Source organism: Winogradskyella marincola (assembly GCF_029624125.1).
Classification (GTDB): domain Bacteria; phylum Bacteroidota; class Bacteroidia; order Flavobacteriales; family Flavobacteriaceae; genus Winogradskyella; species Winogradskyella marincola.
The window spans coordinates 1-25,893 of sequence record NZ_JARSBN010000005.1 but is presented as its reverse complement, the minus strand read 5'-3'; the positions used below and the strand labels follow the sequence as shown (position 1 = coordinate 25,893).

28 protein-coding genes are annotated in these 25,893 nt (G+C 32.3%); 4 read left to right on the top strand and 24 right to left on the bottom strand.

Features of this window, described 5'->3' with window-relative positions; genetic code table 11:
- Window positions 1–5 precede the first annotated feature (5 nt).
- From P7122_RS10025 to P7122_RS10015, 3 genes are read left to right on the top strand one after another with little or no spacing between them, the layout of a single operon-like run.
- The gene (locus P7122_RS10025) at window positions 6–1,484 is read left to right on the top strand and encodes an ankyrin repeat domain-containing protein (protein ID WP_278005661.1); all 1,479 of its coding nucleotides are present in this window, start codon (window positions 6–8) and stop codon (window positions 1,482–1,484) included.
- A 7-nt stretch (window positions 1,485–1,491) separates the two neighbouring features.
- On the top strand, window positions 1,492–1,977 hold the full coding sequence (locus P7122_RS10020; protein WP_278005660.1) for a DUF2271 domain-containing protein: 486 nt from the start codon (window positions 1,492–1,494) through the stop codon (window positions 1,975–1,977).
- A 15-nt stretch (window positions 1,978–1,992) separates the two neighbouring features.
- Window positions 1,993–4,191 carry a PepSY domain-containing protein gene (locus P7122_RS10015; RefSeq protein ID WP_278005659.1) on the top strand — a complete coding sequence of 733 codons (2,199 nt, stop codon included), beginning with the start codon at window positions 1,993–1,995 and terminating at the stop codon, window positions 4,189–4,191.
- Window positions 4,192–4,267: 76 nt separating this feature from the next.
- Here the strand turns inward: P7122_RS10015 and P7122_RS10010 are convergent, their stop codons facing one another.
- Window positions 4,268–6,499 carry a TonB-dependent receptor family protein gene (locus P7122_RS10010; RefSeq protein ID WP_278005658.1) on the bottom strand — a complete coding sequence of 744 codons (2,232 nt, stop codon included), beginning with the start codon at window positions 6,497–6,499 and terminating at the stop codon, window positions 4,268–4,270.
- 221 nt (window positions 6,500–6,720) lie between these two features.
- On the opposite strand from P7122_RS10010, the gene guaB reads away from it, so the two are divergent.
- Window positions 6,721–8,190 (top strand): IMP dehydrogenase, encoded by a 1,470-nt coding sequence (guaB, locus tag P7122_RS10005; protein WP_278005657.1) that lies wholly within the window; start codon window positions 6,721–6,723, stop codon window positions 8,188–8,190.
- Window positions 8,191–8,242: 52 nt separating this feature from the next.
- Here the strand turns inward: guaB and P7122_RS10000 are convergent, their stop codons facing one another.
- From P7122_RS10000 to P7122_RS09890, 23 genes are all read right to left on the bottom strand, one after another.
- Window positions 8,243–9,280 carry a serine hydrolase domain-containing protein gene (locus P7122_RS10000; RefSeq protein WP_278005656.1) on the bottom strand — a complete coding sequence of 346 codons (1,038 nt, stop codon included), beginning with the start codon at window positions 9,278–9,280 and terminating at the stop codon, window positions 8,243–8,245.
- Between the two features lie 125 nt (window positions 9,281–9,405).
- Window positions 9,406–10,161 (bottom strand): DJ-1/PfpI family protein, encoded by a 756-nt coding sequence (locus tag P7122_RS09995; RefSeq protein ID WP_278005655.1) that lies wholly within the window; start codon window positions 10,159–10,161, stop codon window positions 9,406–9,408.
- Between the two features lie 32 nt (window positions 10,162–10,193).
- The gene (locus tag P7122_RS09990) at window positions 10,194–10,652 is read right to left on the bottom strand and encodes an SRPBCC family protein (RefSeq protein ID WP_278005654.1); all 459 of its coding nucleotides are present in this window, start codon (window positions 10,650–10,652) and stop codon (window positions 10,194–10,196) included.
- Between the two features lie 22 nt (window positions 10,653–10,674).
- The gene (locus P7122_RS09985) at window positions 10,675–11,568 is read right to left on the bottom strand and encodes a tetratricopeptide repeat protein (RefSeq protein ID WP_278005653.1); all 894 of its coding nucleotides are present in this window, start codon (window positions 11,566–11,568) and stop codon (window positions 10,675–10,677) included.
- Window positions 11,569–11,599: 31 nt separating this feature from the next.
- Window positions 11,600–12,064 (bottom strand): hypothetical protein, encoded by a 465-nt coding sequence (locus tag P7122_RS09980; RefSeq protein WP_278005652.1) that lies wholly within the window; start codon window positions 12,062–12,064, stop codon window positions 11,600–11,602.
- On the bottom strand, window positions 12,061–13,143 hold the full coding sequence (locus P7122_RS09975; protein ID WP_278005651.1) for a hypothetical protein: 1,083 nt from the start codon (window positions 13,141–13,143) through the stop codon (window positions 12,061–12,063). Before P7122_RS09975 ends, P7122_RS09980 begins: the two co-directional genes overlap by 4 nt.
- Before the next feature lie 520 nt (window positions 13,144–13,663).
- A complete protein-coding gene (locus P7122_RS09970) occupies window positions 13,664–13,831 on the bottom strand; it encodes a hypothetical protein (protein ID WP_278005650.1) in 168 nt (55 codons plus the stop codon).
- A gap of 312 nt (window positions 13,832–14,143) precedes the next feature.
- A complete protein-coding gene (locus P7122_RS09965; RefSeq protein WP_278005649.1) occupies window positions 14,144–14,626 on the bottom strand; it encodes an outer membrane beta-barrel protein in 483 nt (160 codons plus the stop codon).
- A gap of 214 nt (window positions 14,627–14,840) precedes the next feature.
- The gene (locus P7122_RS09960) at window positions 14,841–15,380 is read right to left on the bottom strand and encodes a Riean_0653 family protein (protein WP_278005648.1); all 540 of its coding nucleotides are present in this window, start codon (window positions 15,378–15,380) and stop codon (window positions 14,841–14,843) included.
- 203 nt (window positions 15,381–15,583) lie between these two features.
- Window positions 15,584–16,120, bottom strand: a complete 537-nt coding sequence (locus P7122_RS09955; protein WP_278005647.1) for a hypothetical protein — start codon at window positions 16,118–16,120, stop codon at window positions 15,584–15,586.
- Window positions 16,121–16,267: 147 nt separating this feature from the next.
- A complete protein-coding gene (locus P7122_RS09950; protein WP_278005646.1) occupies window positions 16,268–16,870 on the bottom strand; it encodes a hypothetical protein in 603 nt (200 codons plus the stop codon).
- Between the two features lie 147 nt (window positions 16,871–17,017).
- On the bottom strand, window positions 17,018–17,722 hold the full coding sequence (locus P7122_RS09945) for a hypothetical protein (RefSeq protein WP_278005645.1): 705 nt from the start codon (window positions 17,720–17,722) through the stop codon (window positions 17,018–17,020).
- 154 nt (window positions 17,723–17,876) lie between these two features.
- On the bottom strand, window positions 17,877–18,638 hold the full coding sequence (locus P7122_RS09940) for a hypothetical protein (RefSeq protein ID WP_278005644.1): 762 nt from the start codon (window positions 18,636–18,638) through the stop codon (window positions 17,877–17,879).
- Between the two features lie 149 nt (window positions 18,639–18,787).
- Entirely contained in the window at window positions 18,788–19,324 is a 537-nt protein-coding gene (locus P7122_RS09935) for a Riean_0653 family protein (protein ID WP_278005643.1), read from the bottom strand.
- 193 nt (window positions 19,325–19,517) lie between these two features.
- On the bottom strand, window positions 19,518–19,847 hold the full coding sequence (locus P7122_RS09930; RefSeq protein ID WP_278005642.1) for a hypothetical protein: 330 nt from the start codon (window positions 19,845–19,847) through the stop codon (window positions 19,518–19,520).
- Complete coding sequence (locus P7122_RS09925) at window positions 19,848–20,168, bottom strand: DUF7677 family protein (protein ID WP_278005641.1); 321 nt, start codon at window positions 20,166–20,168, stop codon at window positions 19,848–19,850.
- 150 nt (window positions 20,169–20,318) lie between these two features.
- The gene (locus tag P7122_RS09920) at window positions 20,319–20,747 is read right to left on the bottom strand and encodes a lipocalin-like domain-containing protein (RefSeq protein ID WP_278005640.1); all 429 of its coding nucleotides are present in this window, start codon (window positions 20,745–20,747) and stop codon (window positions 20,319–20,321) included.
- Between the two features lie 141 nt (window positions 20,748–20,888).
- The gene (locus tag P7122_RS09915) at window positions 20,889–21,635 is read right to left on the bottom strand and encodes a hypothetical protein (protein WP_278005639.1); all 747 of its coding nucleotides are present in this window, start codon (window positions 21,633–21,635) and stop codon (window positions 20,889–20,891) included.
- 153 nt (window positions 21,636–21,788) lie between these two features.
- Complete coding sequence (locus P7122_RS09910) at window positions 21,789–22,271, bottom strand: hypothetical protein (RefSeq protein WP_278005638.1); 483 nt, start codon at window positions 22,269–22,271, stop codon at window positions 21,789–21,791.
- Between the two features lie 159 nt (window positions 22,272–22,430).
- The gene (locus P7122_RS09905; RefSeq protein WP_278005637.1) at window positions 22,431–22,895 is read right to left on the bottom strand and encodes an HAD family hydrolase; all 465 of its coding nucleotides are present in this window, start codon (window positions 22,893–22,895) and stop codon (window positions 22,431–22,433) included.
- Window positions 22,896–23,087: 192 nt separating this feature from the next.
- Window positions 23,088–23,492 carry a DUF3592 domain-containing protein gene (locus P7122_RS09900; RefSeq protein ID WP_278005636.1) on the bottom strand — a complete coding sequence of 135 codons (405 nt, stop codon included), beginning with the start codon at window positions 23,490–23,492 and terminating at the stop codon, window positions 23,088–23,090.
- A gap of 175 nt (window positions 23,493–23,667) precedes the next feature.
- Window positions 23,668–24,669 carry a hypothetical protein gene (locus P7122_RS09895; RefSeq protein WP_278005635.1) on the bottom strand — a complete coding sequence of 334 codons (1,002 nt, stop codon included), beginning with the start codon at window positions 24,667–24,669 and terminating at the stop codon, window positions 23,668–23,670.
- A 148-nt stretch (window positions 24,670–24,817) separates the two neighbouring features.
- Window positions 24,818–25,669: a hypothetical protein gene (locus P7122_RS09890; RefSeq protein ID WP_278005634.1), complete on the bottom strand. Its 852-nt coding sequence runs from the start codon at window positions 25,667–25,669 to the stop codon at window positions 24,818–24,820.
- Window positions 25,670–25,893: the final 224 nt, after the last annotated feature.

The following is a 25,893-nucleotide window of genomic DNA, read 5'->3' as shown; positions in this document are numbered from 1 at the left end:
AAAACATGAAGATAGTAAAACAACTGATAGTGACCTGTACATTAATGTTCGGGTCGCTATTGTTTGCACAAGACAACGTGTTTTTAAAACGCGATTTTTGGGATACAAAACCCACTGTGGAAACAATCAAGGCTAAGATAAAACAAGGCAATAATCCGTCTGAAGCCAATAGTAATAATTTTGATGGAGTAGTGTATGCTATACTTCAAAATGCACCTACAAAGAGCATTGTGTACTTAATGACTCTAAAAGGAAATGAAATTAACAAGCTAACGCACGATGGTAGAACTTATATTTTCTGGGCAGCATACAAAGGCAATACAGAGATAATTACCTACCTGTTAGATCAAGGAGCAAAGACAGATTTAACTGATGATAAGGGTAATACCATAATTACGTTTGCGGCAAGTACAGGTCAACAAAACACCAAGGTGTATGATTTAATTATTGCTGCAGATAAAGTTCAGGTATCAAAAACAAATCCAGATGGTGCCAATGCACTTTTATTGGCAGCACCTTACGATACAGATTTAGAAGTTGTAAAATATTTTGAATCTAAGGGATTAAGTGTAAAAAGCACAGATGCTAATGGTAACGGAATTTTTAATTACGTAGCACGTACAGGCAACACTAAGCTAATGGACAAGCTTATAGAAATGGGAGTAAAAGGTACAGACCAAGCTTTTATCTTTACAGCCTATGGCACAAGAGGAAAAGCAAATACCGTTGAGGCCTACGAGTATTTGGTAAACGTAGGATTAAACCCAAATGTTGCAAATAAAGAAGGTGTAACGCCTTTACATATTGTAGCGGCAAGAAGTAAAGACATAAAAGTTGTTACGTATTTACTTGAAAAAGGATTAGATGTTAATGCTAAAGAAGCAGAAGGAAATACACCATTTATAAATGCTGCTTCAAGAAATAATCTTACAATTGTAGAGACGTTATTTAAAAAAGTTAAAGACGTAAATCAAAGTAATAGCAAAGGAGCAACAGCTTTAGCATTGGCCATTAAGTACAATGATGTGGATGTAGTTGATTTTTTAGCTAATAACAAAGCAAACTTTAAGTTTAAAGATAAGGAAGGAAATAACCTGGCTTATTACTTATTTGAAGGGTATTCACCTAGAAACGAAGAGCAGTTTTTTATGAAGTTAGACGTTTTAAAAGGAAATGGAGTAGACGTAACAGCAGCACAAGATAACGGTAACACATTATACCATCTTGCTACAGAAAAGCAAAGTTTAAGACTATTAGAGGTAGCAGCTAAGCATAAATTAGATGTTAATGCTAAAAACAGCGAAGGAAATACCGCTTTACATATTGCAGCTATGAAAGCTAAAGACGCAGACATTCTAAAATTCTTAATAGAGCAAGGCGCAGATGTTAAAGCTACAACAGACTTTGATGAATCAGTTTATGATTTAGCTTCAGAAAACGAATTACTAAAAAAGAACAACGTTTCAATAGACTTTTTAAAGTAAAAACATAATGAAGAATTTTAAAATATTAGCAGTCCTATTTATCACCATTATTGGATTAATGTCCTTTACCTCAATGGTAGAATCTACAAAATATAAGTGTATGATTCAGATGACCAATTACACAGGAGAAGGTGCATACATTGTTATCTCATTAATTAATCCTGAAGGTGAATATGAGGAAACTTTGCACGTTAAAGGCGAGGATGACGAATGGTACAACACTGTTGAAGAATGGTGGGATTTTTACGGAAAAAAGCGTAACGATATCGATGCCATAACAGGAGCAACTATTAGTGGAGGTGAACGCTCTATTAGTGTTATAGAAATCGCTGACGATAAACTAGACAACGGTTACAAATTACGATTTGAAACTGCAGTAGAAGACCAGGAATATTACACCTCTGACGTTGAGGTAGAGCTGACTTCTGCCAACGTAAAAGGTAAATATGACGGCAAAGGTTTTATTCGTTATGTAAGACTAATGCCTCAATAATCTACCAGTAGATATATGACAATTTCAATATGGAGATATAGTCACTTTGCGCTGGCTATATCTTCTTTCATTTTTATACTATTGGCAACCGTTACAGGTATTATTTTAGCATTTGAACCCATTTCAAATCAGCTAAAGCCTTATGCTATAACCAATGCAGACGACATTAAGTTGTCTACGGTTATTTCGGTTTTGCAGGATGAATATGATGAAATTGTTAGTGTAGAAGTAGATAATAATAACTTTGTAAAAGCTTCTGTTTTTACGTTTGAAGGTGATAGCGAAACCTTTTACTTAGACCCAAATACAGGAAAAAAACTTGGAGAATTAGAGAAAAAAGCACCAATCTTTGAGTTTGCAACAAACCTACATCGTTCTTTATTTTTAAAATCCACAGGTCGATTTTTAGTCGGTTTATTTTCGTTTTTATTGTTTCTCATTGCTATTACAGGAATTCAGCTGATTGTAAAAAGACAAGGTGGTTTAAGGAAGTTTTTTAGTAAAGTTGTAAAAGAAAATTTCGAGCAATATTACCACGTGGTTTTAGGACGTTGGTTCTTAGTTCCTATAGTTATCATTACACTCACAGGTGTTTATTTATCCTTAGAAAAGTTTGATATGTTGCCTGCCAGTAAGATGGAACATATTGAAACCGTTGAGAAACAATCTAAGGAAAAGCTAGAATTATCTAAATTCAAAATATTTAATGACACACATTTAGATGAGCTTGTAACACTCGATTTTCCATTTTCTGAAGACGAAGAAGATTACTTTATTCTGCAAACAACATCTGGCGAGTTTTATATTAATCAATACACAGGTAATGTTCTGAGTGAAGCCAAAAAACCTCTGGTAAGTCAGCTATCTTATTGGAGTTTAATTTTGCATACAGGACAAGGCTCCATCGTTTGGGCAGTAGTATTGTTACTGGCTTGTTTTGCGATTCTGTTCTTTATGTATTCAGGTTTTGCAATGAGTTTTAAGCGTTTGGCTAAAGGGTCTAAAGTGAAAAATAAATTCACAAAAGATACTGCAGAATACATCATTCTTATTGGTTCAGAAACAGGGCATACCAACAAGTTTGCGCATCAATTTTATAATGCTTTGTTAGACGCTGGTAACACGGTTTATTTTTCTACATTAAATCAATATCATAGTTACAAAGAGGCAAAACACATCATCATTTTTACGTCAACTTATGGTGAAGGCGAAGCACCTCGCACAGCCAAGAGTTTTGAAAAATTGTTGCCTACAATTCAGCAAGCCAATAGTATAAAATATTCTGTAGTTGGTTTTGGGTCGTTGATGTATCCAGACTATTGCAAATATGCGATTGAGGTTGATGAATGGTTGTATAATCATCCAAATTTTGAACAGAATTTACCTGTTTTCAAAATAAATAATCAATCTTTTGAAGCTTTTAAAAATTGGATAATTCAGTGGAATGAAGCTACAAACCAAGATTTAAAAGTGGTATTAACCAAACCATTAGTTAACCGTAAAAAACTGAAAAGTTTTAAGGTAGCATCTAATTCTGGTCTTAACGTAGATGATACCTTTTTAATTGAATTAAAAGCAGAAAAAAAATTGAAATTTCAGTCAGGAGATATTGTGTCATTCTATCCTGAAGACGATAACATTGAACGTCAATATTCAGTAGCTAAAGTTGATGATAGCATTTTATTGAGTATAAAAAAGCACGAGTTTGGTAAATGTTCAACGTTACTAAGTCAGTTAACAGTTGGCACTACAATTAAAGGGAAAGTCAACAGGAATTTAGATTTTCATTTTCCGAGCTATGCCAAAGAAGTGGTAATGATTGCCAATGGTACCGGAATTGCGCCTTTCCTCGGAATGCTCAACGAAACCAATAAAGACATAAAAACACATCTGTTTTGGGGAGGACGAACCAAAGCATCGCTTCAATTGTATGCTTCTCACATAGAAAACGCAACTCAAAAAAGCTATTTAGATAACTTCAATGTTGCCTATTCGCAAGAACAGGAAACTAAGGTATACGTTCAAGATAGTATTAAAGCAAATGAAACCCTTATTTCTAATGCGCTTAAAAACGATGGAGTCATAATGATTTGTGGTTCTATAGCTATGCAAAATCGTGTCTTAGAAGTTTTGAATACCATAACCACAACAATCTTAAACGAACCATTGAGCACGTTTGAAAACAACGAGCAAATTTTAATGGATTGTTACTAAGATTCTATCTAAAAAAAAAGCGCTATCCAAAAATGAATAACGCTTTTATCAATTAACTAATTTTAAAACTGAATATTTAAAATCTAAATTCAAATCCTAGGTTACCACCAAATGGATGGCCTGGACGTAAACCAGCAGGAACTCTTGAAACAGCGTATGTTTCGTCTAGTAGGTTTATAATGTTTCCTGTAAGACTAAGATTCTTTGTAAAATGATATTTTGCAGACATATCTATGATAAAGTTTGAGTCTACACGCTCAATATCTGGAATAGATCCTGTACCAGCCATAGTTCTAAATTCACCATTAAATCTTCCGTTGATGTTAAGCTCATATTTAGTGTGCTCTAACGATAAACCAACATTAAATTGATGTGTTGGAATGTATGGTAATTCGTCACCTTCAGTAACTTCTCCCCATAAATCATCATTACTACCAAAGCTATTTAAAAACTCGGTATTTGTATATGTGTAAGCAAACGTTATAGGTAGCTTAAACGATTTGTTGTTAGGCAATAACTCGTAGTTTAATAAAACTTCTACACCGCTCACAGCAACTTCACCTGCATTAAATTGATCTAGAGAACCTGTTCCGCCAGTTGCAGCTAAATCGCTACCTAATAAGTTACTGTAGTCATTATAGAAACCAACAACCTCACCACGTAATTGACCAAAAACAAAACGCGATCCTAATTCATAATTAATACTTTCTTCAGCTTCTTCTCCATCAGAACTTCCTGGAGGTGAAAATCCTTTGTGTACACCACCAAATACAGAAACAGCATTTGTAAATGCGTAGTTAACACCAATACCAGGAATAAAAACATCTACTTTGTTTTCTCTAAACGAAAGGTCACTGCCTGTTCTACTTGGGTCATTGCTGCCATAGTTATCGCGTTGTAAAATGATATTTTCATATCTAACGCCAGGTGTTACAGTAAGTTTATCATATTTTAGTTTATACATCGCATAAGCTGCAAAGGCTTTTGCGCTACTAATTCTGTTACCTTGAGCACCATGCACACCATCCGATGTTTTAGACATATTTTGGTTAATAATACTATAACCATCTTCCCACTGAAAACGGTCTTCTTCATCGTAATGGTAACGTAAACCAACTTCTAAATCATGAAAGGTGTTGTCACCAAACCAATGGTAGTCAAATTTTGTTTGTATACCTTTAGAATAGTAAACACGGTTATTCGCTTTTACCAATAAAGCATCGGCAGATGAATCTACATCACCACGAATAATATTCATATGGTCGGCATAGGTAGTTGGGTCTGCAATTACGGTAGAAATACCTTGTTTGTCGCCGTTAAAGATAACATCATCTAATTTATACCAGTTACGAGAAAACCTGTTATAATAACCGTTGGATGTTAAACGCATATTTTTTGAAAATTCTAAGGTATGCGTAAGCATTAATTGAATTTGCTCAGCAATCATACGGTCATCTTGTGAAGCTGCATATCTACTGTAAGGATTTGCATTAAAGTCGTTTTCTGTTAGTCCTAAATAGGTTTCGTAAGAACGCTCATCGTAATAATGAAATTTGGCTTCTAATGACTGCTGAAGTTTAGCGTCAGCATCAGTTTTTACTTTAAATTTGGCTGTTAATTCGTTAATGTCAAATCCTGTGTTGTTACCGTTAGGTAAGTCCTTAAAACCATCAGAACCGTAGTTAAGGAATTCTACCATGTAGCCAATATTTTCTTTTGAATCACCGATACGCGCCAAAACTTGTTGAGTATCAAAAGAACCATAACCTGCTCTAACCTCACCACTAAATGTATTAGGTATTTGTGCAGAAATCATATTAATAGCACCACCTGTAGTAAAAGGACCAAATTGTACCTGGCTACTTCCTTTTAAAATTTCTACAGCCTGCATACGACCTACAGAAGGAAAATAATAAGCAGCAGGAGCACTGTAAGGAGCAGGTGCTATAAGTACACCATCTTCCATTAGAGTAATCTTTGCACTACGTTCTGGAGATGTACCTCTTAAACTTATATTTGGTCTTAATCCAAAACCGTCTTCTTCATAAAAGGTAACACCAGGAACCGATCTTAATGCACGGTTAATGTCTGTAAAGCCAAATTTCTTTAACTCTTGAGGAGATAAATAATAAGCAGAACCTGTACGGTTACTTGCTACATATTTGCTGCCAAAAATTTGGTTAGAGTTAATAATTACTTCGTCTAGTTTCTGTATAGAATCTAAGGGTTTTTCGTTAGGTTGTTTTTGTGCAGATACAATATATGTACTTACTAAACCTAATACTGTAAGGGATAATTTACGTCTCATTAATTTAGACTTGTTAAAAATAGGTTTGCTTTCAGCGTGCAAAAATAATGTTGAATTATTTTTTTTCAAACTTTATAAAAGAATAAATATTACAGAAGTGTTGTTTAGAAAATTATAGTGTTTGTGAGTTAAGATAAATTAAAGGATCATTTTTTAACCTAAAATTGGTATAAGCTCTACGAAAAAATGTATCTTTGTGTGCAATTAATTTTAATTGCATAATGACAGCACACGAAAACAAAATCTTAGGTGAAGGTCTTACCTATGACGACGTCCTTTTAGTCCCAGCTTTTTCTGAAGTACTTCCTCGCGAAGTAAACATTCAAACAAAATTTACGAGAAACATTACCATAAACATTCCTGTTATTTCTGCAGCAATGGATACGGTTACAGAAAGCAGAATGGCTATTGCCATGGCTAGAGAAGGTGGTATTGGTGTGTTGCACAAAAACATGACCATAGAACAACAAGCTACAAAAGTGCGTCGTGTAAAACGTGCTGAGAGTGGTATGATTATAGATCCTGTAACACTTACCATAGAAGCCACCGTTGCCGATGCCAAAAATGCTATGAGAGAACATAGTATTGGTGGTATTCCTATTGTAGATGGTAATGGTAACTTAAAAGGTATTGTTACCAATCGTGATCTACGTTTTGAGCATCAAAATAACAGACCAATCATAGAAGTTATGACAGGCGAGAATCTTGTTACGGCTCCTGTAGGTACTTCTTTAAAAGATGCTGAAGCTATTTTGCAACAAAATAAGATTGAAAAATTATTGATTGTTGAAGGAGATAGACTTGCAGGTTTAATTACATTTAGAGACATTACTAAAGTAACTCAAAAACCAATAGCTAATAAGGATTCTTACGGAAGGTTAAGAGTTGCGGCAGCGATAGGTGTTACTGCTGATGCTGTAGAAAGAGCAGAAGCTTTAGTTAATGCAGGTGTTGACGCTGTGGTTATTGATACAGCGCATGGACATACTAAAGGTGTGGTGTCAGTTTTAAAAGAAATAAAATCTAAATTCCCAAAACTAGAGGTTATTGTTGGTAATATTGCAACTGCAGAAGCGGCTAAATATTTGGTAGAAGCTGGTGCAGATGCTGTAAAAGTTGGTATTGGTCCAGGTTCTATTTGTACTACGCGTGTGGTTGCAGGTGTTGGTTTTCCGCAATTTTCTGCAGTGTTAGAAGTTGCAGCAGCCATTAAAGGTTCTGGTGTTCCTGTAATTGCTGATGGAGGAATTCGTTATACAGGTGATATTCCTAAAGCTATTGCAGCTGGTGCAGATACTGTAATGTTAGGTTCGTTATTAGCAGGTACTAAAGAAAGTCCTGGAGAAACAATTATCTACGAAGGACGTAAGTTTAAATCTTATCGTGGAATGGGTTCTGTTGAAGCCATGAAACAAGGTAGTAAAGATCGTTATTTCCAAGATGTAGAAGACGATATTAAAAAATTAGTACCAGAAGGCATTGTAGGTCGTGTACCTTACAAAGGCGAATTGTTTGAAAGTATTCACCAATTTGTTGGCGGACTAAGAGCTGGAATGGGTTATTGTGGTGCAAAAGATATTGCAACTTTAAAAGAAACTGGTCGCTTTGTAAAGATTACATCTAGTGGTATTCATGAGAGTCATCCGCATGATGTAACTATTACAAAAGAAGCTCCTAATTATTCGAGATAATTCGATATAAATTGATATAAACAAGACCTTTAAGGGAGTTAATGTAGCTTTTTTAAAGGTCTTTTTTTAGAATTTTTACAATTCTACTATACATTATTTCAGACATACTCCAATTATAGCCTTCAAAATCTACAGTATTTGTAAACTGAACCACAACAGCGTCTATATCTTTATGATACTTTGCGATTGTTTGGTAACCAGGTATTAATCCTGTATGTTCATATCTATATATTGAGGAATAAATGTCTCGCTCTTTTTTATCCTTAAATGCAGTCCCTTCATTTAAAGCTCTTATAAATTTACCCACATCTTCTGCTGTAGCAAGCATAGAGCCTACTTTGTCTGTTTTTAAATCTAAATCATAACCTACGTAATAACCACTCATTACATCATTAATATCAACATTATCAATAGATCCGTATGTATTGTTGAGATTAAGTGGTGTTAAGATTTCATTTTTAATATATGTGAAGGTGTCGTAACCAAGCACTCGATTTATAATTCTACCAATTAAAAGGTAGTTAGTATTACAATACTGATAGCTTTCATTTGGTGCAAAATTTGCAGGTTTATTAATAATTAAAGCTAATTTTTCATCATCAGTTTCTTTTGGGTTTGCCCAATAATTATGCGTATCAGTAAAATTAGGAATACCACTACGATGTTGTACTAACATTCTTAAAGTAATGGTATTGGCATTTTCAATTTTATCTTTTAATTCTGGTAAATAATCTGCCAGTGTTTTGTCTAATGACAATTGGTTAGAGTGTACTAATTTAGCAATTGCCAAAGCAATATATAGTTTATCTAAACTGGCTATTTTAAACAAAGCTTTTGGGTCTGCAGGATTTTTTAGTTCTCGGTTTTTGTAACCCGATGTGTAGAGTAGTGGAGCTTTATTTTTTTTGTCTACATAGACTATAATACCATCAAAACCATAATCTTTGGCTTTGTCCACTTGGGCTTGAACTGTTTTTGGTAATGGAACAATCCAAGCCTTTACAATTGGCCATGGTACAAAGTATAACGAAACAACAGTACTAATAAGTAAAAGAACTCTTATAATTCTTTTAGATTTTGATTTAGACATATTTTTAGAGATTGATTGGTATGTCTAAATATAGAAAAATGTAAGTAATTTTATTTAGTGTGTTTGAGTTATAAATTGTAATAGCTGTTGTTTATCTGGTAGATAGATTTACTTTTTTTAGTGTTTTATTTTTTCCAATTCTGAAGTCTGTCTAAGTATAGATAGCTTTCTACAAACTCTCTATGATTAGAGTTTGTCATTTTTTCTAATAAATTTAGTGCAGAAATATAACTGGCTAAATTTCCGTTAGAAGAACTAAATTTTCCATCTTCAATAAAAGTTACTAAACTGTCGTTCTGTACTTTTAGGTTTGGATAATCTTTTTGCAGTTGTTCTCCGCCACCAATCCACGTCACTATTTTATGTCCATCTGCAATGCCAGATTTTCCAATGAGTTGAGCACCAGCACAATTACTAACGACGTATTTAGCTTCTTGATTTTTGTTTTTTATAAAATTTACAATTTCATCATTGTGAACTTGAGCATACATATCATAAGCACTAGGTACAAAAAGCGCAGTTAACTTAGGACAATTATTAAAAGTAAAATCTGGAACTATTTTAATACCTTCTTCGGTGACAATGGGTTGTTCTGTTTCTGCAATTGTGATGACATTAAAGATTTGCTCACCACTTTCGGTTGGTTTTGCAAAAACATCTGAAGTTGCAATAACCTCACTTTGTAAAACTCCATTGTACATTAAAAGCCCAATTGTAGGTAAATCTGACTTAAAGGGTTTAAGATGTTTTGTTAATGTGTCTGTTTTTGTATTGGTTGTGTTTGTAGTTTCTGTTTTGAGGTTGTCTCCCGATTTTTCTGAGTTACAACTCATCATAGTTGCCACAAATATTAGAGCAGTAAAAACGTTAAGTATTTTCATTGGTATATGTTTTGAAGGTATTTATAGTTGTTTTATTTTTCTGAGAGTTCTTTTAGCTTATCTAAAGCTTTAGGCCATGTGGTCTCAAAATAATCGAGATATTCATTGTCTGCTTCAGTTTCAACAGTTATTGTAGTTAAGCCATTGTGCTCTTCAAAAGAGTAATTCTCAAGTCCGCCAGCCCATTTTTCTACTTGTGGTCCTGAAGTTATCTCGTTTTCACCATCTAAAATTCCATAATGACGAATAGAAATAAATTTTGAAGGAATATTGTCTGCAATTTCAGACACCATTCCACCACGTTTGCCGTTCTCGTCTGTACCAACAAAATAGATTTTAGATCCTTTTTCCCAATTGCCTTCAAAGGTTGAGGTTGGGTTAAAAATGGCTGTCCATTCTTCATAAGTCTCTTTGTTATCTATACCCAACATGGTGTTGTATGCCTTTTTAGCAGAGGTTTTTATGTCTATTTTGTATTGTAGTTTTTTCATTCTTTGATTAGTGTTTATGGAGTTATTTTTTTAATTCTTTCAATTGTTGTTTAGCATATTCCTTAGCTCTATCATCACCATGTTCAGCAGTTTTCTCGTAGTATTCAACAGCTTTTTCTTTATCGCCTTTTAATTTATAACCCAACGCAATGTTTCCAAGAACGATATAATCTTTTGGGTTGATTTTTTCAGCTTTTAAAAGAGGTTCTATGCCTTTATCATAATCGTCTGTTAGTAGGTAGGTAATTGAAAGGTTAGATAAACTCTCAATATGGTTAGGATAATGTTCTAAGACTTTATTTGCAATCTCTCGCATATTTTTTAGTAAGTCATCATTCCCAGTATCATATAATTGCAATTGATAGCTTTGTATGCCTGAAAGGAACTCTTTTTCTCCATTATTGTATTTTTCGTTGTTAGTCCAAGTCCAGTTATTATTGTTTTTAGCAGAAAATTCTATTGTTTTAAGTATTTCTGATGTAAAATAAGACCAATTTTCAATTTGGCCTAGCACAAAGATTTTACCAAATCTCATGTCAAGACGGTTAGGATATAGTTTAATTCCTTCATCAATTTTATCTAGTCCTTTCTTTAATTCTGCCTGGTTAAAATGAATTTTACTGCCAATATAACCTGCATTTTGATTTAAGCTGTCTTTCAATACCAAGCTTTCGCCATCTGGCTGATCTGTAGTTAAAGTGACAATTTCTTGTCGAGATTTCATAAAATGATAATTAAAAAAACTCGTAAACAATTCAGGATCTTTAGGTGTTTTAGACTGCCATTCTTTTAAAGTTTTTAATTGATTTATGGTATCGTTGGTTTGGCAATATTTCTGAAATTCTAATTGATAATCTTGAGAAAATCCTATGTAAGAGGTTAAAAATACAGTTAAAATTATTAGTGAGTTTTTCATTAGTTATTTGTAAATATTTTATTTAATAGTTTTAACCGTTCATAGATTTTTCAAGAAAATCAACAACCTCTTTGATTTGAATAGTAAACACTCCACCTTCGCCATTATCAAATGCTTCTTTCCATTGTAGGTAACCGTCCATATATTCTGGCAATTTATCTATAGTGCCTTCTAGTTTTGTTAGACTTTTTAAAAGCGATTCTTTATTAAAAGGCAAATGTCCTATGTCTTTAGAAAACCCACCATCAATCTGTTCGTTTTTAATTTTTAATTCGTTAACAGCAATGTGGACCACTTGCCCTTTTTGCCCATAATCTTCAACTTTAAGAATTATAACTCTAGATTTTTCTTCACCCTTTCGGGTGTTGTACTCCCATATTTGTCCACTTTTTAGCTGAGGTTTTTTCAGGCTTCCGTCACCTTTGTTTTGTCCAAATAGACCAAAAAAAGAGAATAGTAGCATCATAGGATATAACTTGTAGTATGGTTTCATCATTTTAAAATTTTAATTCTGGACACAAAGTCATTTAATAAATCCATATTTGTTTTAATTGTTTGCGGTGTAGAAGTAAAGAAAATTAATAGATAATGACTGCCTGTATCTATGGTATAACAGATGTTTTCGTACATAGAACTTCCATGTACGGCCTGTATACTGTATGCAACTCCATTAACCGATTTTGGGGACTCAATTTCTTTAGTTAATAAAATTGATGCTCCACCTAACTGATCTCCTGTTTTAAGGCTAGATACTTTTTCTTTATTAAATTTAGAAAAAGAGCCATTAAAAGATTCTTTTTCAAAGGGATTGACTATTAAGGCATTTTTAATGTTGTCAATATCTGGAAAAGTACCACCAAAGACAATATTAGAGTTTGTCTTTATGATGTTAAGCCACTTGGGTATTTCAATTTCATAATGCCTTATAGAATCGGTATATACAATGTTCTTTTCATCATCTTTTGCATCTACTTGATAGTATAGCGCGTCTATATCTATTTCACTACCATAAACTCTTATATTTTCGCTAATTCCATGAAGAAAATTAGAAATTTCATCATTATCCTCAAACGCAGGTATTGATATACAGACAACATGCTTATTGGCTACAAAAGATAGAAAATAGTTTTTTACTACTTGTATATCTACGTCAGAGTGTTCCATTTCTGGTAACTTATATTCCCATAATAAAAACCGTTTTCCAAGTTTGTTCTTAAAAACACTATAGTTGCTTTTTACTTTTTGCTTTAGTACATCGTCTTGTATGTAATCTAGTTCCCAATTCATTTTGCTTTCTAACAATTCAATCTCCTTAATGGAGTCCATTTTATTGGTGTACTCTTCTATAGTGTAAGGGTTTTTTATAAATTGAATCATGTAATCATCAACTTTAAAAGCTCCTTGAATTTCACTAAGGTTTATACTATCACCAGGTATTTCAATGGCATAAAAAGAATCTGGTTCATTATCTGCATATACAAATGTTTTGTCTGTTTTAAAGTATGCTATTTTATCCTCTTGAGAAAAAACGGCACCTGTCATAAATAAGCAAATAAAGAAGTAGATGTTTTTCATGTTGAATTTGGTATTTACAGCTTAAAATTACTTAAAGTTGAATCATTTAAGTCAAATGATCTAAAAAAAATATAATTTAATCTTGTTTGCGCTAGAATTTTATTGTTCAAGTATAAGAATAAGCATACCTAACGGAAAAATAGTTAGGACTAAAACATTGTCAATACCAGCGGAAAAATCTTGAACAGGAAGATATAGTGAAAGGGATCCTGCAATGAAGTATACAAATGAAACAATTAGACTTATTATTAAAAGTCTTTTTCTTAAAATGTTTGTTTTGGCTATTTGAAAACCAATAATCAAAACCGCAATCAGTAAATAGAAACCAAATAAATCTGCTTGCTGAAATACAAAATTAGGTATCCAGTGCAAATCTTCGTTTTCATTATGATGACTATAGATGTAGGAGTAGGGAACAAGCAAAATTATAAACAGTACTATGTTTAAAACGCAAACTGTTTTGTTTTTAGTGATATACCGCCAGACTTTACTCATCATGCTTAAATAATTGCTAATAGCATTAATTTAAAGTTAGCTGTTTTAGTTTTTTTATGCCTTTCTTTAAAGACTCAAAAACTAATTCTTTAATTTTTGCATCTTCAGTTTCTGTTTGTTCTAGTTGTTTTGAAATAAGATCTAAATCACTGTTGTCGTGAATTGGATTCTGCAGTTGAGATAGATAACTCATTATTTGTTTTGTTATTAGAACAACTTAATAACGATAATAATGTTAAAATAGAAAGAAGCTTATTCATTGTTTTTTCAGTTCAATTTTATGTTCATTTTTCTAATGACAGAGAACGGTCTTGTATAATGTTCAGTTACTATTTTTCCGTTTAGCACAGACGTTAGCAAACCTTTAGGTTCAGCGTAGCTAATTCTGATTATTATCTTCATTCAAAATATATTTTGAATGAAGAATACCTTACAACGTAAGTAGAAGGATAATCGAATCTGCCGTAATTGCAGTTATACATTGTTGGCAGTAGTATTTTATTTGTCATATTTTTAATACTGTTCCTAAATTTATATTACTACCTTTATTTGTAATTCTATAAATTTCATCTTTATCTATATTGTTCATTCCAGATAAAAACTGATAATCTAATAGAATTCCAATTTTATCATTTATTTTGATTCTATAGCCAAACCCTAAATTTATTGCAGTTTGTGTATTTTTAATTGTTGCACCTAATATGTTTTGACTAGAAGAGTTATTAGTTCTAAAGCTTTGAATGATTCCAAAATTCAAATTCCATTTTTTCGTTTTACCAAAATGCCAATTCATATTAAAAGGTATGTTTATATAGTCTACTTCATAGTTGCTATTATATGTTGTTCCTCCCATTTTCTGATATAACAGCCCTGTTTGGATACTCCAGGTTTTATTCAAATAGTAATCTCCACTAACACCAAAATTTATAGAACTTAATGAACCAGACGGATGACCCAGATACATAATAACGAAAACTAGATTTCCCAATTTTAACAGTTAATTCAATTGTTTGTTCTTCTCTTATTTGAGAAAAAAGACTTGTTGAAATAAAAAAGACGATAAAAAAATAAATAATTTTCATTTAGTTCGAGGTTTTAGGATATTACAGCCAACGAAACCATATTAAGTAAATATGTAAGAATTTCCGATAGGAAATTCTGCCGTTATTATGTTTACACGTTGTTGGCAAACTGTTTTTTATTTAATATTTCATATCAAATTCACCTTCTCTTATCTCCACAATAATACCATTTTCATCTATTGCATTGTAATGAAAAGTTCCACCTAATATTCTATTCTCTAAATCGTGAAAAACTACCTCCAATTCGCCTGTATTTAGGTCATTTGTAGAGTAGTTGAAATCTATTCCGCCATAACTATACTTTCCATAGTTCCAATTGTCTTCATTCTCGAGAGTATAGATATTACCAACTTGAATAGATTCAGGAACCACATCAATAATTTTCATTCTTACTGATTGAGAAATAAAGTCAGGTGATTCACCACCATTTAAAAAACTGAGGCTCAAATATTCTTCGTTGTTCCAAGAAATAAATTCAACATCAGCTGCTAGTCCAGTTCCACTAAAACTTACTTTTGGTTTAATTAATTTTCCATCAACTTTACATTTTATTCCGCCTCTTCCATCGAAAACGTAATTGGGATCATCTGTATCTACTGAAGATACTTCGCAATTAGTTAGTCCAATTAAACAAAGTATAAGAATTAATTTCGTTTTCATAATAATTCAGTTTATAATTAAAAGATGTAGTTTCTATCGAAAGGTTGCGTTAAATGTTTGCCAACGGTTTTGTGTAAGCGTAAGTTACGGGTTAAAGTACGCAAATTTTTCGGTTAAGCACTGACGTTAGCAATTCCGTGTGGATTCGGACGTAGTCGAATCCGCCGTAATTGCGGTTATACATTGTTGGCAAACGTATTTCATTATCCAGCCATAAAATCTAATTTCAAGTCAGATATTTTGTTATCAGCAATCTTGAATGAATATCTGTAGCTACTTTCAGGACACCAATCTAATTCTTCTTCGTAAAATTCTTCATATATGTCGAGTAAGTACCTGTTTTCGGAATGAGAAATAGTTATTTTGTCTAAACATTCGCATTCAAAATCTTCAAATAACATTTCTTTTTCAAATACTTTTCCGCTTTTTAATTCGGATAGTTTGATTCCATTTAGAGCATTATTCAAATGGTTTAACTCAAAGTCAATCTCAAAATTTGATTTTAGATTTTTATGTAGTTGTTCAATTAAATTTTTGTCAAATTCTAATGAATTAGACTCAAAATTATTTTCGGTTATTTCTTTTTTTGTTTTTTCATTTTCCTGAACACTTTGTTCAGTTTTAGCGTTTAATTCGGTTGTAGGTCTTTGTTGGCTTGATTCTACATTTTTAACTTCTTTTTGTTTACAAGAAACAATTAAAGTCAGAATTATGATTGTTATTTGCAGGTGTCTTTTCATATGTTTGCCAACGGTTTTGGCTATGGTTTCGTTACGGAATGGTACGCGAGTATCATTCCGACGTAACCATAAATTTAGCAAAAAGGCTTGAAATTCCGATTAGAAATTTTATCCGTAATGAACTATAGCCGTTGTTGTATGTAGTGTTTAATGATGAATTTCAGACACCATATTAAAATCCTTTAAATATGTTGAATTCATTCTTAATATATATTCTTTTTCATCAAGTATACGATTGTTTGAACTACTGACGGATTTCGTTTTTCTGATTAGAGTATTAAAGTTTATCGTTTCATAGTGAATTTTTCCATAATTATCTGTTTTTATAGAATAGTATTTAATTAGTTTGAACTTATTACCTCGAAGTAGAAACGAATGTTCTTTATGTTCATTTTCGTAATCATGTTTTATAGTTAAAATATGATTTATAATTTCAATGCCTGAAAAACTTTTTTCTTTTTCCATTCCATTAGAACCTTGAAAGTACTCAGGGGTAATTGCTTTATCCGTTGATGTAAATAAAATTTTACCGACTTTTCTTTTACTTAGATAGATTTCTAATCTATAAGGTCTAAATTTATTTACTGTATCCTGTTTTACAGTAATTGAATCAAGCACTTTATCTTTATTTAAGTAACCAACTTTTGTTAAAACTGAATGATTGAAGTTAGATGATTCTTGTGCAGTTAAATAATTTGTAGATATTATTATAATCAGAAAAATTATTTTTTTGTAGAGTATATTATTCATACGTTTTGGGTGACATTACATACAACGGTCTCGTATAACCGTCAGTTACGGGTTAAATTAGCATTAATTTTCAGTTAAGCACAGACGTTAGCAATTCCGAGTGGATTCGGACGTAGTCGAATCCGCCGTAATTGCAGTCATACATTGTTAGCCACTGGATTTTTCTATTACTTTATTTACTTTGACATAAAACCAAGGTGAAGATTCAAATCCGTTTTTCTCATCGTTCATATATTCCACCATTTCAGTCCATTTATCATTTTCACTAATTAGTCCGAATTCGTTTATTTCTATTCCGAACTTTTCGATTAAGTCATTTGCTAAATCGTGACAATGAAAACTATGAAATTCACTACTATCTTCTATTCCGATTAAGTCGTAGCCTAAAGTTAGTTCGTCTTTGTTTTCTGTTATTCCTTTTTTTAAATTTATAAAAAGTCCGATTTCGCCAAAACTTGTCTTTTCAGGATTGAATAAATTTAATAATTCGGTTCTTTCTGATTCGGGAAAGTTAATACTCAATATTTCACTTTCTGCTTTTGGAAAAAACGAACTTTTATATTCGGTTAAGGTTTCTAAATCGGCAAATGTGCAAATCCATCCGATTTTATTTTCCTCCATTTTTTTGTCCGTCCAATTCTGTATTTCTTTAATCAGCTTTTCATTAAGATTAAAGTTCGATTTGGTTTCTGCATTAATATTTTTTCCATCTTCTGCCCACGAAATTGACCAAGCATCAAAAAAAGAATCGTTAATACAAGTACTACAAGTATGCAATTTTTTTCCTTCGTAAGTTCCAAAATTGGAATCACGAAGTTTAATTAAATAATATGCTCCAATGTAGTATTTCAATGTTTCTTGAGCTTGTGGCCAACGGTTTTGTGTATGATTAGTGGCGTGTTTAAGCCACTAATTTAGCAAATACAAACCGAATAGAAAATCCGCGAGGATTTTCGTAAGTAAGCCCGAACTAGCCATTAATTATACACGGTGTTGGCTACAGTATCTATTCAACTTGTTTATTTCCAATATATTTAACTTTGTGATGTTCAATATATTTTAAAATTCCTTTTTTACTTATCTGAATTTCAGACCAAATTGTATCTATTTCAGTTTCTGTAGGCTCTTCAGGTGCTGGTTCATCATATTCTGAAGGTTCTACATTTGATATGGAATAATCATTTATCCATTTCCCATATTTTTCTCCAACCCAACCTGCATCTCCTCCAGAGTATGCAATTACTCCAATGTTTATAATATCAAGCGTGTCTTTTTTGGTTGTCGCAGCATATAATGTTGTGCAGCAACTTTCATCGTCGTATGAAAATGTGAATAAGTTAAAATCTTCATATTCTTTTGATGCTCTGAATGAATAAGATTCAGGGTAATCTGCTGGCAAAGATTCAGGAAATCCAATGTCAACTTTTTTAGGACTAATATATTTTATTAAAAAATCTTTGGGTATAAAGTTTTTATTCTTGTTTGATATATTATATGAAACATTAATTTCTTTAGGTAATTCAGTAGTTCTAGATTTTATGTATTCAAAGTTGAATTCTTGTTGAACTTTCAGTGAATCTATATTTTCTTTTCTTTCTTTGATTTCAGTATTTTCTTCTTTTTTAAATTCGGTCTGTTCAGTTTGCTCAAGCCTTTCAGTTACCTTGATTTCTTTAGTCTTGATTTCAGTCGATTTTATATTTTCTTTATTCTCGTTTTTACAAGAATAGACTAATATTAAAAGTAGTATGATTATCGTTTTATTCATATTGTTGCCAACGTGTTTGTGTATGGCTCGTTGCGGGAAATCAGCTATGATTTTCCGACTTAAAACGAAGATAGCGAATAAGATTGAAATTCCGAGAGGAATTTCAGCCGCAATGAGCTATAAACGGTGTTGGCAAATCGTTTTTTTAATTACCAAATTTTCATATCAAATTCACCATTTCTAATTTCACGAATTTCTCCATTTGAATTTTCTACATCATACCAAAATGTTCCACCTAATATTCTTTCATCCACATCGTGGAAAATAACTTTAAGCTCTCCTACATAATTTTCATTTGTGGCTCCATCGCCAAACTCTCCAACACCATATTCTCCATAACTTTCATTATTTTCTTCACTTCCTAATTCAAAAATTAATCCAGTTAAGTCATCTCGATAGTCAACATCATTTAAGAATATTCTTATATATTGAAATCCTAGTCCAGTACTTTGATTATTGTTATGAAAACTCAAAGACATAAAAGGAATTCCATCCGTTGTAGTATCAGAATTCAGAGTAGCATTTCCGTAAATTATTGCTGTGCTTGGTTTTAGCAAAACTCCATCAACTTCACACTTTATTCCGCCTCTACCATCAAATGAATAATTATTATCAATATCTATTTCATTTTGAGAACAGCTTACCAATAAGTTTAAAGATATAAACAGTAAAATGTATTTTTTCATAATTTCTTTTCCTATTAGATGTGATTTTATTCCATTGGTTGCGTCAAATGTTTGCCAACGGTCTCGTATAACCGTCAGTTACGGTTTTAAAGTTAATAATTTTCGGTTAAGCACTGGCGTTAGCAATTCCGAGTGGATTCGGACGCAGTCGAATCCGCCGTAATTGCGGTTATACATTGTTGGCAGTAGTTTTTTAAAATATTTTCCACCATTTTTTCTTTTTTTCATAATTTTTAATAAAATGTTCTTCTCCTTTTAAATCAATCCAGCATTTTTTTAATGCAATTTTTAAAATCGGATTATCCTCAATCCTTATGTTTGATTTAGGATAAGTGTTACCCGAACTCATTATTGACGCTCTAAAGCCACCTGTATTCGTCATTTCGATTGCCCAATAAAAATCCTCTTCATTACCTTCAAATTTGCTCATTAATTCTTTGACAATCAATTCGTCATCTTTGACACCTCTTTCTCGACATTCAAGAATCGAGTCCACAATTCTTTCTGCTAACTGATCAGTCATTTATTTTTTGTCTTTTAAAGGTGGTGCAGAATGTAATTCAATTTCCCAATCCTCATAAGGTGGTTTGACTTCAAATTCAGGGTCACAGTATGAACGGATATAGTCAACAGCTCTTTTTTCAGCATATTTCGCATTCAGCACGTTTCCATTTTCATCCAATTCAATTACGTTCGTAAATATTGCAAAAGCTTGTTCGATTGCACTTGGTTCTTCGCCAAACAAGTCCAAATATTCAATTCCGTTTAATTGATAGTGAGTTCCGCTTGCAATGAAATAGGCAAATGTTCTTAATGCTCCGCTAAATGAATTACTTAATTTCATAGGTTTTGAATTACTGCCAACGGTTTTGTGTATGGCTCGTTGCGGGAAATTCGTAAGGATTTTCCGCCGTAGCCGAAAGATAGCAAATTGCAATGAATACCGATTAGGAATTCAGCCGCAATGAGCTATATACGTTGTTACAAACAGTTTTTATTCTACTTTTTCGTATTCATAAGTAGTTCGATTATTTGTATCAAGAGTTTCTCCGTCTCTATAGAAGTTTTCAATACTTAATTCAGTTGCGGTTAGAGTTAAAATATTAAATCTAAAATCTGAATTTTGTCCGAAAAGAATTTTTAATTCCGTTCCATTTAATTCATATTGTTGAGTTTCTGTAAAAAATTCACAAGGCTCATTATCAGTGTAATACGAAATTAAAGTTCCATTTGAATTGAAAGTCAAAGTTTCTTGTAATTCGCAATCTGAAAGATTTTCATTTTGTCCATCATATATTTGATTAACTAAAATCCATTCTCCAAGTATTGTAGGTTCATTTGGGCTTGAATCATTATCATTAGATGAGCAAGATAAAATTGCTAGTCCAATTAGAATTCCAAGTAGTAAGTTCAGTTTTTTCATTTCGTAAAGTTTTGTTTAAATTGTTTGTAACGGTCTCGTATAACCGTCAGTTACGGGATTAAAGTTAATAATTTTCGGTTAAGCACTGACGTTAGCAATTCCGAGTGGATTCGGACGTAGTCGAATCCGCCGTAATTGCGGTTATACATTGTTGTGTGCAGTACTTTTTCTTTCATTTGTTATTATTTGTTCAGCCCAAGAAACTTTCTCAGCAAAACTTTCTGTTTCAAATTCAAAATATTTCTGTTGAATTTTGTTAAGAGTTTTATTTGACAAAATCCAATTTAATAATTCCTCCGCGTTTTGTTTTTGGTCTTGAAATCCGCTGATTTTTTTTCTGTCAAAAAGTGTCGTTTGTTCCTCAATTATAAATTCCGCTAAATGCTTTATTCCAGCTTTTGATTCCGATTCAGTCCAGACGTCAAGTAAATCAGAGAATTTTGGGTAAAAATGAGCAATAGCAGAAAAGTAATCTTTAAACTCAAATTCTGCTTTCCGGCTGTTGTCATTTACAATACTTTCCCAAAGTGCAATCATAAATTCTTGAATTACTTTTTGCTCTTCTTCTTCCCAATTTTGGAATTCCGCAAGAGTAAGTTTGTCAAATGCAATCCAAATTTCGTAAGGTGTTCTTAATTCAGCCGTTAACTCAAAAATTCGAGGAAGAAAATGTTTATAGTCGTTTGCATTTCCCCAAGTTGTCATTGCTTTTCCTGTGTAAAGAGATAAATCATCTTGATCTAATTCTCGCAATGGTTTTGAAAATAATTCCTTATTCCACTTGTCCAAGTCATCATAATTCGGACTTCCATTCATTGCAGAATTACTATGATACTTCTCAAAAGTCTCATACAATTTCTCAATGTTATTTTTTAATCTCTCGGTCATTTTGGGTATTGCACACAACGGTTAGTATAATCGAAGTTACGGTATTTAGTTGGTAGCGTTAGAATTAAGCACAGGTTTTAGCAATTCGCGCTGGATTCAGACGTAGTCGAATCCGCCGTAATTGCGGTTATACATTGTTGTGCATAGTGTTTTTTATTCATTCCGTCTGTAATTAAGTCCGGTTTTTATTCCGCTTATTGTTAGCAGAATTATTAAAATTAGTTGGATGATGAATAAAATATAAAAAGCATTATTCCATCCATTTCCAGCATTTTCCACAATTCCGCCACTCAAAGGTGGATATTCAGTCGAACTTGGAATTTCTCGGATAGAATTTACTAATGAAATTAGAAATGTAAAAATTAAAATCAGAGTTATGTCCGAAATCATAAAAATCAGATTTGCGGTCAAGTTTTTAAAATTCCGACGTAACATTCGGATTAGGTAAACGCCGAAAAAAATCAGCGAATTGATTAAAATAAATAGATGAATTGTCGGAATCACATAATAGGTGTCGTGTACATTTATGTCCGTATCTCCAGTCAAGTCAAAACTTCTAAATCCAGAAGGTCCAAAAAAGAAAACAATCACAAAAAGGATTGTTCCAATTAGCCAAAATATTTCTTTTTTCTTCAAAATTTTAATTCAGTTTACGGTTTTGGGACATTATGCACAACGGTTTTGTGTATGGCTCGTTGCGGAAAAATCCGCAGGATTCTTTCCGCCGTAGCCGAAAGATAACAAAATTGCGTTGAATTCCTAATCGGAATTCAACGCAATGAGCTATACACGTTGTTACCCAACGTTTTTTATTCCGTTTATAATTTTTTCAATCCAATTCTTATCAGTCGGTTCAACAATAATTACTTTAAAATTAAATCTTTCGCTTTCAATTCCAACACCTTTTAAATCGTCAATATGTAAATCAAAATCAAATGCTGGCGGAAATTTCGATGAGTTAATATTTCGAGATTTTAAAATTTTCCGATTTTCTTTTTCGTTTACAATTCGGTTGACTTTTATTCCGTAATATTTTAAAGTCCGTCTTATTTTTCTTTTGCTCCGAAATGATGTCGTGTAAATATGAATTTTATGTCCCTTATTTTGCAAGTCCAAAATCAATTCAGACGTTCCTTTTCGTATTTCCTCAATTCCGAACAGTTTTGCAATTCCGCTTCTACTTTCAGTTTCAAACTCCGTTCCGTTTGGAATCAATGTGCTGTCAAGGTCAAAACTTATATTCATTTGTTTATGTTCCAATATTGTTTTTGGTTCGATTCCGTGATTTTTGTCAAATGTTGGGTAACGGTCTCGTATAACCGTCAGTTACGGTTTTAAAGTTAATAATTTTCGGTTAATCACTGACGTTAGCAATTCCGAGTGGATTCGGACGTAGTCGAATCCGCCGTAATTGAGGTTATACATTGTTGTACACAGTATTTTATTCCTTTTTTAATTGTCAATATGTTCTTTAAACCTCTTTTTTTGAATGTCCAGTTTTTTTAGGTCTAGTTCCGTTGAATTAAAGTCCATAAATGCATTATTCGGATTTTCTATGTCATAATATACAGGATGCTTAATTCCGATGCAATTTCTTGTCCTTTCGCAATCCGAATATTTAAAACCATAATTTACAGATTTAGAGTATTCAGTTCCCTCAACGTTATATTTATAATAGATATAATAGGTTTCAGCTATACCTGTTACTTTATGGTCGGTAATTTCTCCAATGACATAATTATTTTCTAATTTCAGTTGTTCCTCTTTTTTGTCATTCTTAATCGTTTTGAAAATAGAAAATATTAAAACGATTACCGCAATAGGTATTAAAAATCGATTTACTTTTTGGTGAGTCAAATTCTAAATGGGATTGAGTGGTTATATTGTGTACAACGTGTTTGGCTATGATACGTTGCGGAAAAATCCGCAGGATTCTTTCCGCAGTAGCCGAAAGATAGTGAATTGCAATGAAATTCCGATTAGGAATTTCAGCCGTAATGAACTATAGCCGTTGTTAGCCACAGTTATTTTTTTAATCAATTGGTTTAATTTCAAACCCATTATTTGTTTCTAAAACTTTACCATAAACTTTTTCCATTTTAATATCTTTTTGCAAAGCCGTTTCTAAATTTTTTATGGTTTTGTCTAAATACTTATGGTTTATTATTAAAATTCTCTCAGCACTATAACCAATACTTCTTTTAATAGTATCTAAATCTGGTGCATATCTGTTTTCCCATTCTTTGCCGATTAGTACTTTGTCAATATCTAATAGACGTTTTTCAAGTTCAGGGTGTTCTTTTATAAGTTCATTACCTAATTTATCCGCAAACTCTTGTAATTGAGGACCTGGTCGTTCATTTACTATAATTGCTTCTTTAATTTCAGTTACATCATCTAATTCATTTGCAGAAGTAAAATCTTCTAAAGATTTGTTTGGCTTTATAACTCTTATATCTGCTGTGGTAACTAAAATTGCACAAGATAAATCTATAAATCTACCGTCATAATAAGTGCGTTCAAGTCCACTTACGTAGTCATTTTTTACAAACTCTGGCATTGCAAACCTAAGTTGAAATATTCCGTGTTTTACTCCGTTTGTATTACCGTTTCCATCTGCTGATAATTCAACTCCGCTAATACAGTAACCAATGCCTTTTTCAAACTTTAAGACATTTTCATTTTCTATTCTTACAGGAACGATGTCTTCTGTAGAATTCATTATTCCAAGAGGAATCATTTCACTTGGGAATGGCGAAAATATCCACGAAGTACCTTGTTGACGATATTTACATTCGATTAACATTGATAAGACAATTAGTCTTTCGTCATTACTATTGTCTAAAGTCTTATATGTTCTTAAATCAACTGAAAACTCTTTTAGTTCTCTTCTCTCATCAGGTCTTATATATGGATACTCTCCAAAAATTAAATGACCAAGTTTATTTAGAATATTTGAAGTGACATATTCTAATGGAAGTCCTGTTTTAAGAAATCCTTTTTTCCATTTATTATTTGGTTTTGGGTCGGTCATTTAATTGTGGCTAACGGTTTCGTATAACCGTCAGTTACGGGATTAAAGTTAATAATTTTCGGTTAAGAACTGACGTTAGCAATTCCGAGTGGATTCGGACGTAGTCGAATCCGCCGTAATTGCGGTTATACATTGTTGTGTGCAGTTTTTATTTGTTCATTTTATATTGCAATCCTCTAATTTCCTTTTCTACAATTTGATTTATAAAATTCTCTAAATCTGGATTCCGAATTTTATTAACCTCAAAATTAATTTTACGCATATATTTACTATAAAAATATTCAAATGGCGTTGTTATTGAGTTCAAAGCAAAACTATCGCTTTTAAACCTTCCCATATCCACCAACATTTGATATAAAGCATTTACTATCGTATATCTCGATGTTGTGGTTATAATATTTTCTTTATTTATTTTGTCAGTTAACTCTTGACTAAACTCTTTAGAATATTTAGGTTTAAATGCAAAATTCCATTCTCCGTGTTGAACTTTATTTCTAATAGAGAAATTTGGAATGAGATGGTCTTTTACTATTCTTTTAAGAGAGAAATATTGGTCTACCAATTCATCTCCTAAATTTTGCCTTTCTCTATTTATTCGAACCTGCTCACAGTTTTCATCATTAGAAGGAACCAAATCATATGCTATGCAGAAAATAATTTTTAGAGTTTTATACCATCTTTGGTCTAAAGCAGGTCTTTCCAATAAGTAAGTTCTTTGATTGTCAGTTAGTAAATTCTTTTCATAGAGCAACCTTTTAATGCTTTCTTCTGCCCAAGAAACTTGAATCCCAGAAAGAATTCTACTTAATGCTTTTTCTTTTTCACGATATTTTATTTTCAAGCTATCATTTTCTTGTAAACCGTAAATAAGTTGTCCGTTTTTATTTCCTGCTCTGTATTGTGCTTTAATCTGACTGCGTATTTCATCATATCCAATTTTTAATGATTTCATATTGGAATTATGATAATTGAAATATTGTTGAACTTCTGCTTCTGTCATAATTTATAATTTGGTTGTTCTTGGCCGAAGAAGAACTATTTAAGACACTCCTTCGGCCAGGAATCGAACCTGGTAAACTAAATCAACCGAAGTATCATTAGTCTAGGACACCTGTCCACGCTTCTCGTAGAAGACTTTTGTTTTTTCAAATGTCTAGTCCTGAAATATGGCTACAGGTTAAAGATTGATTTACGCTGTTTTTAAATATACCATATTCGGTGTTT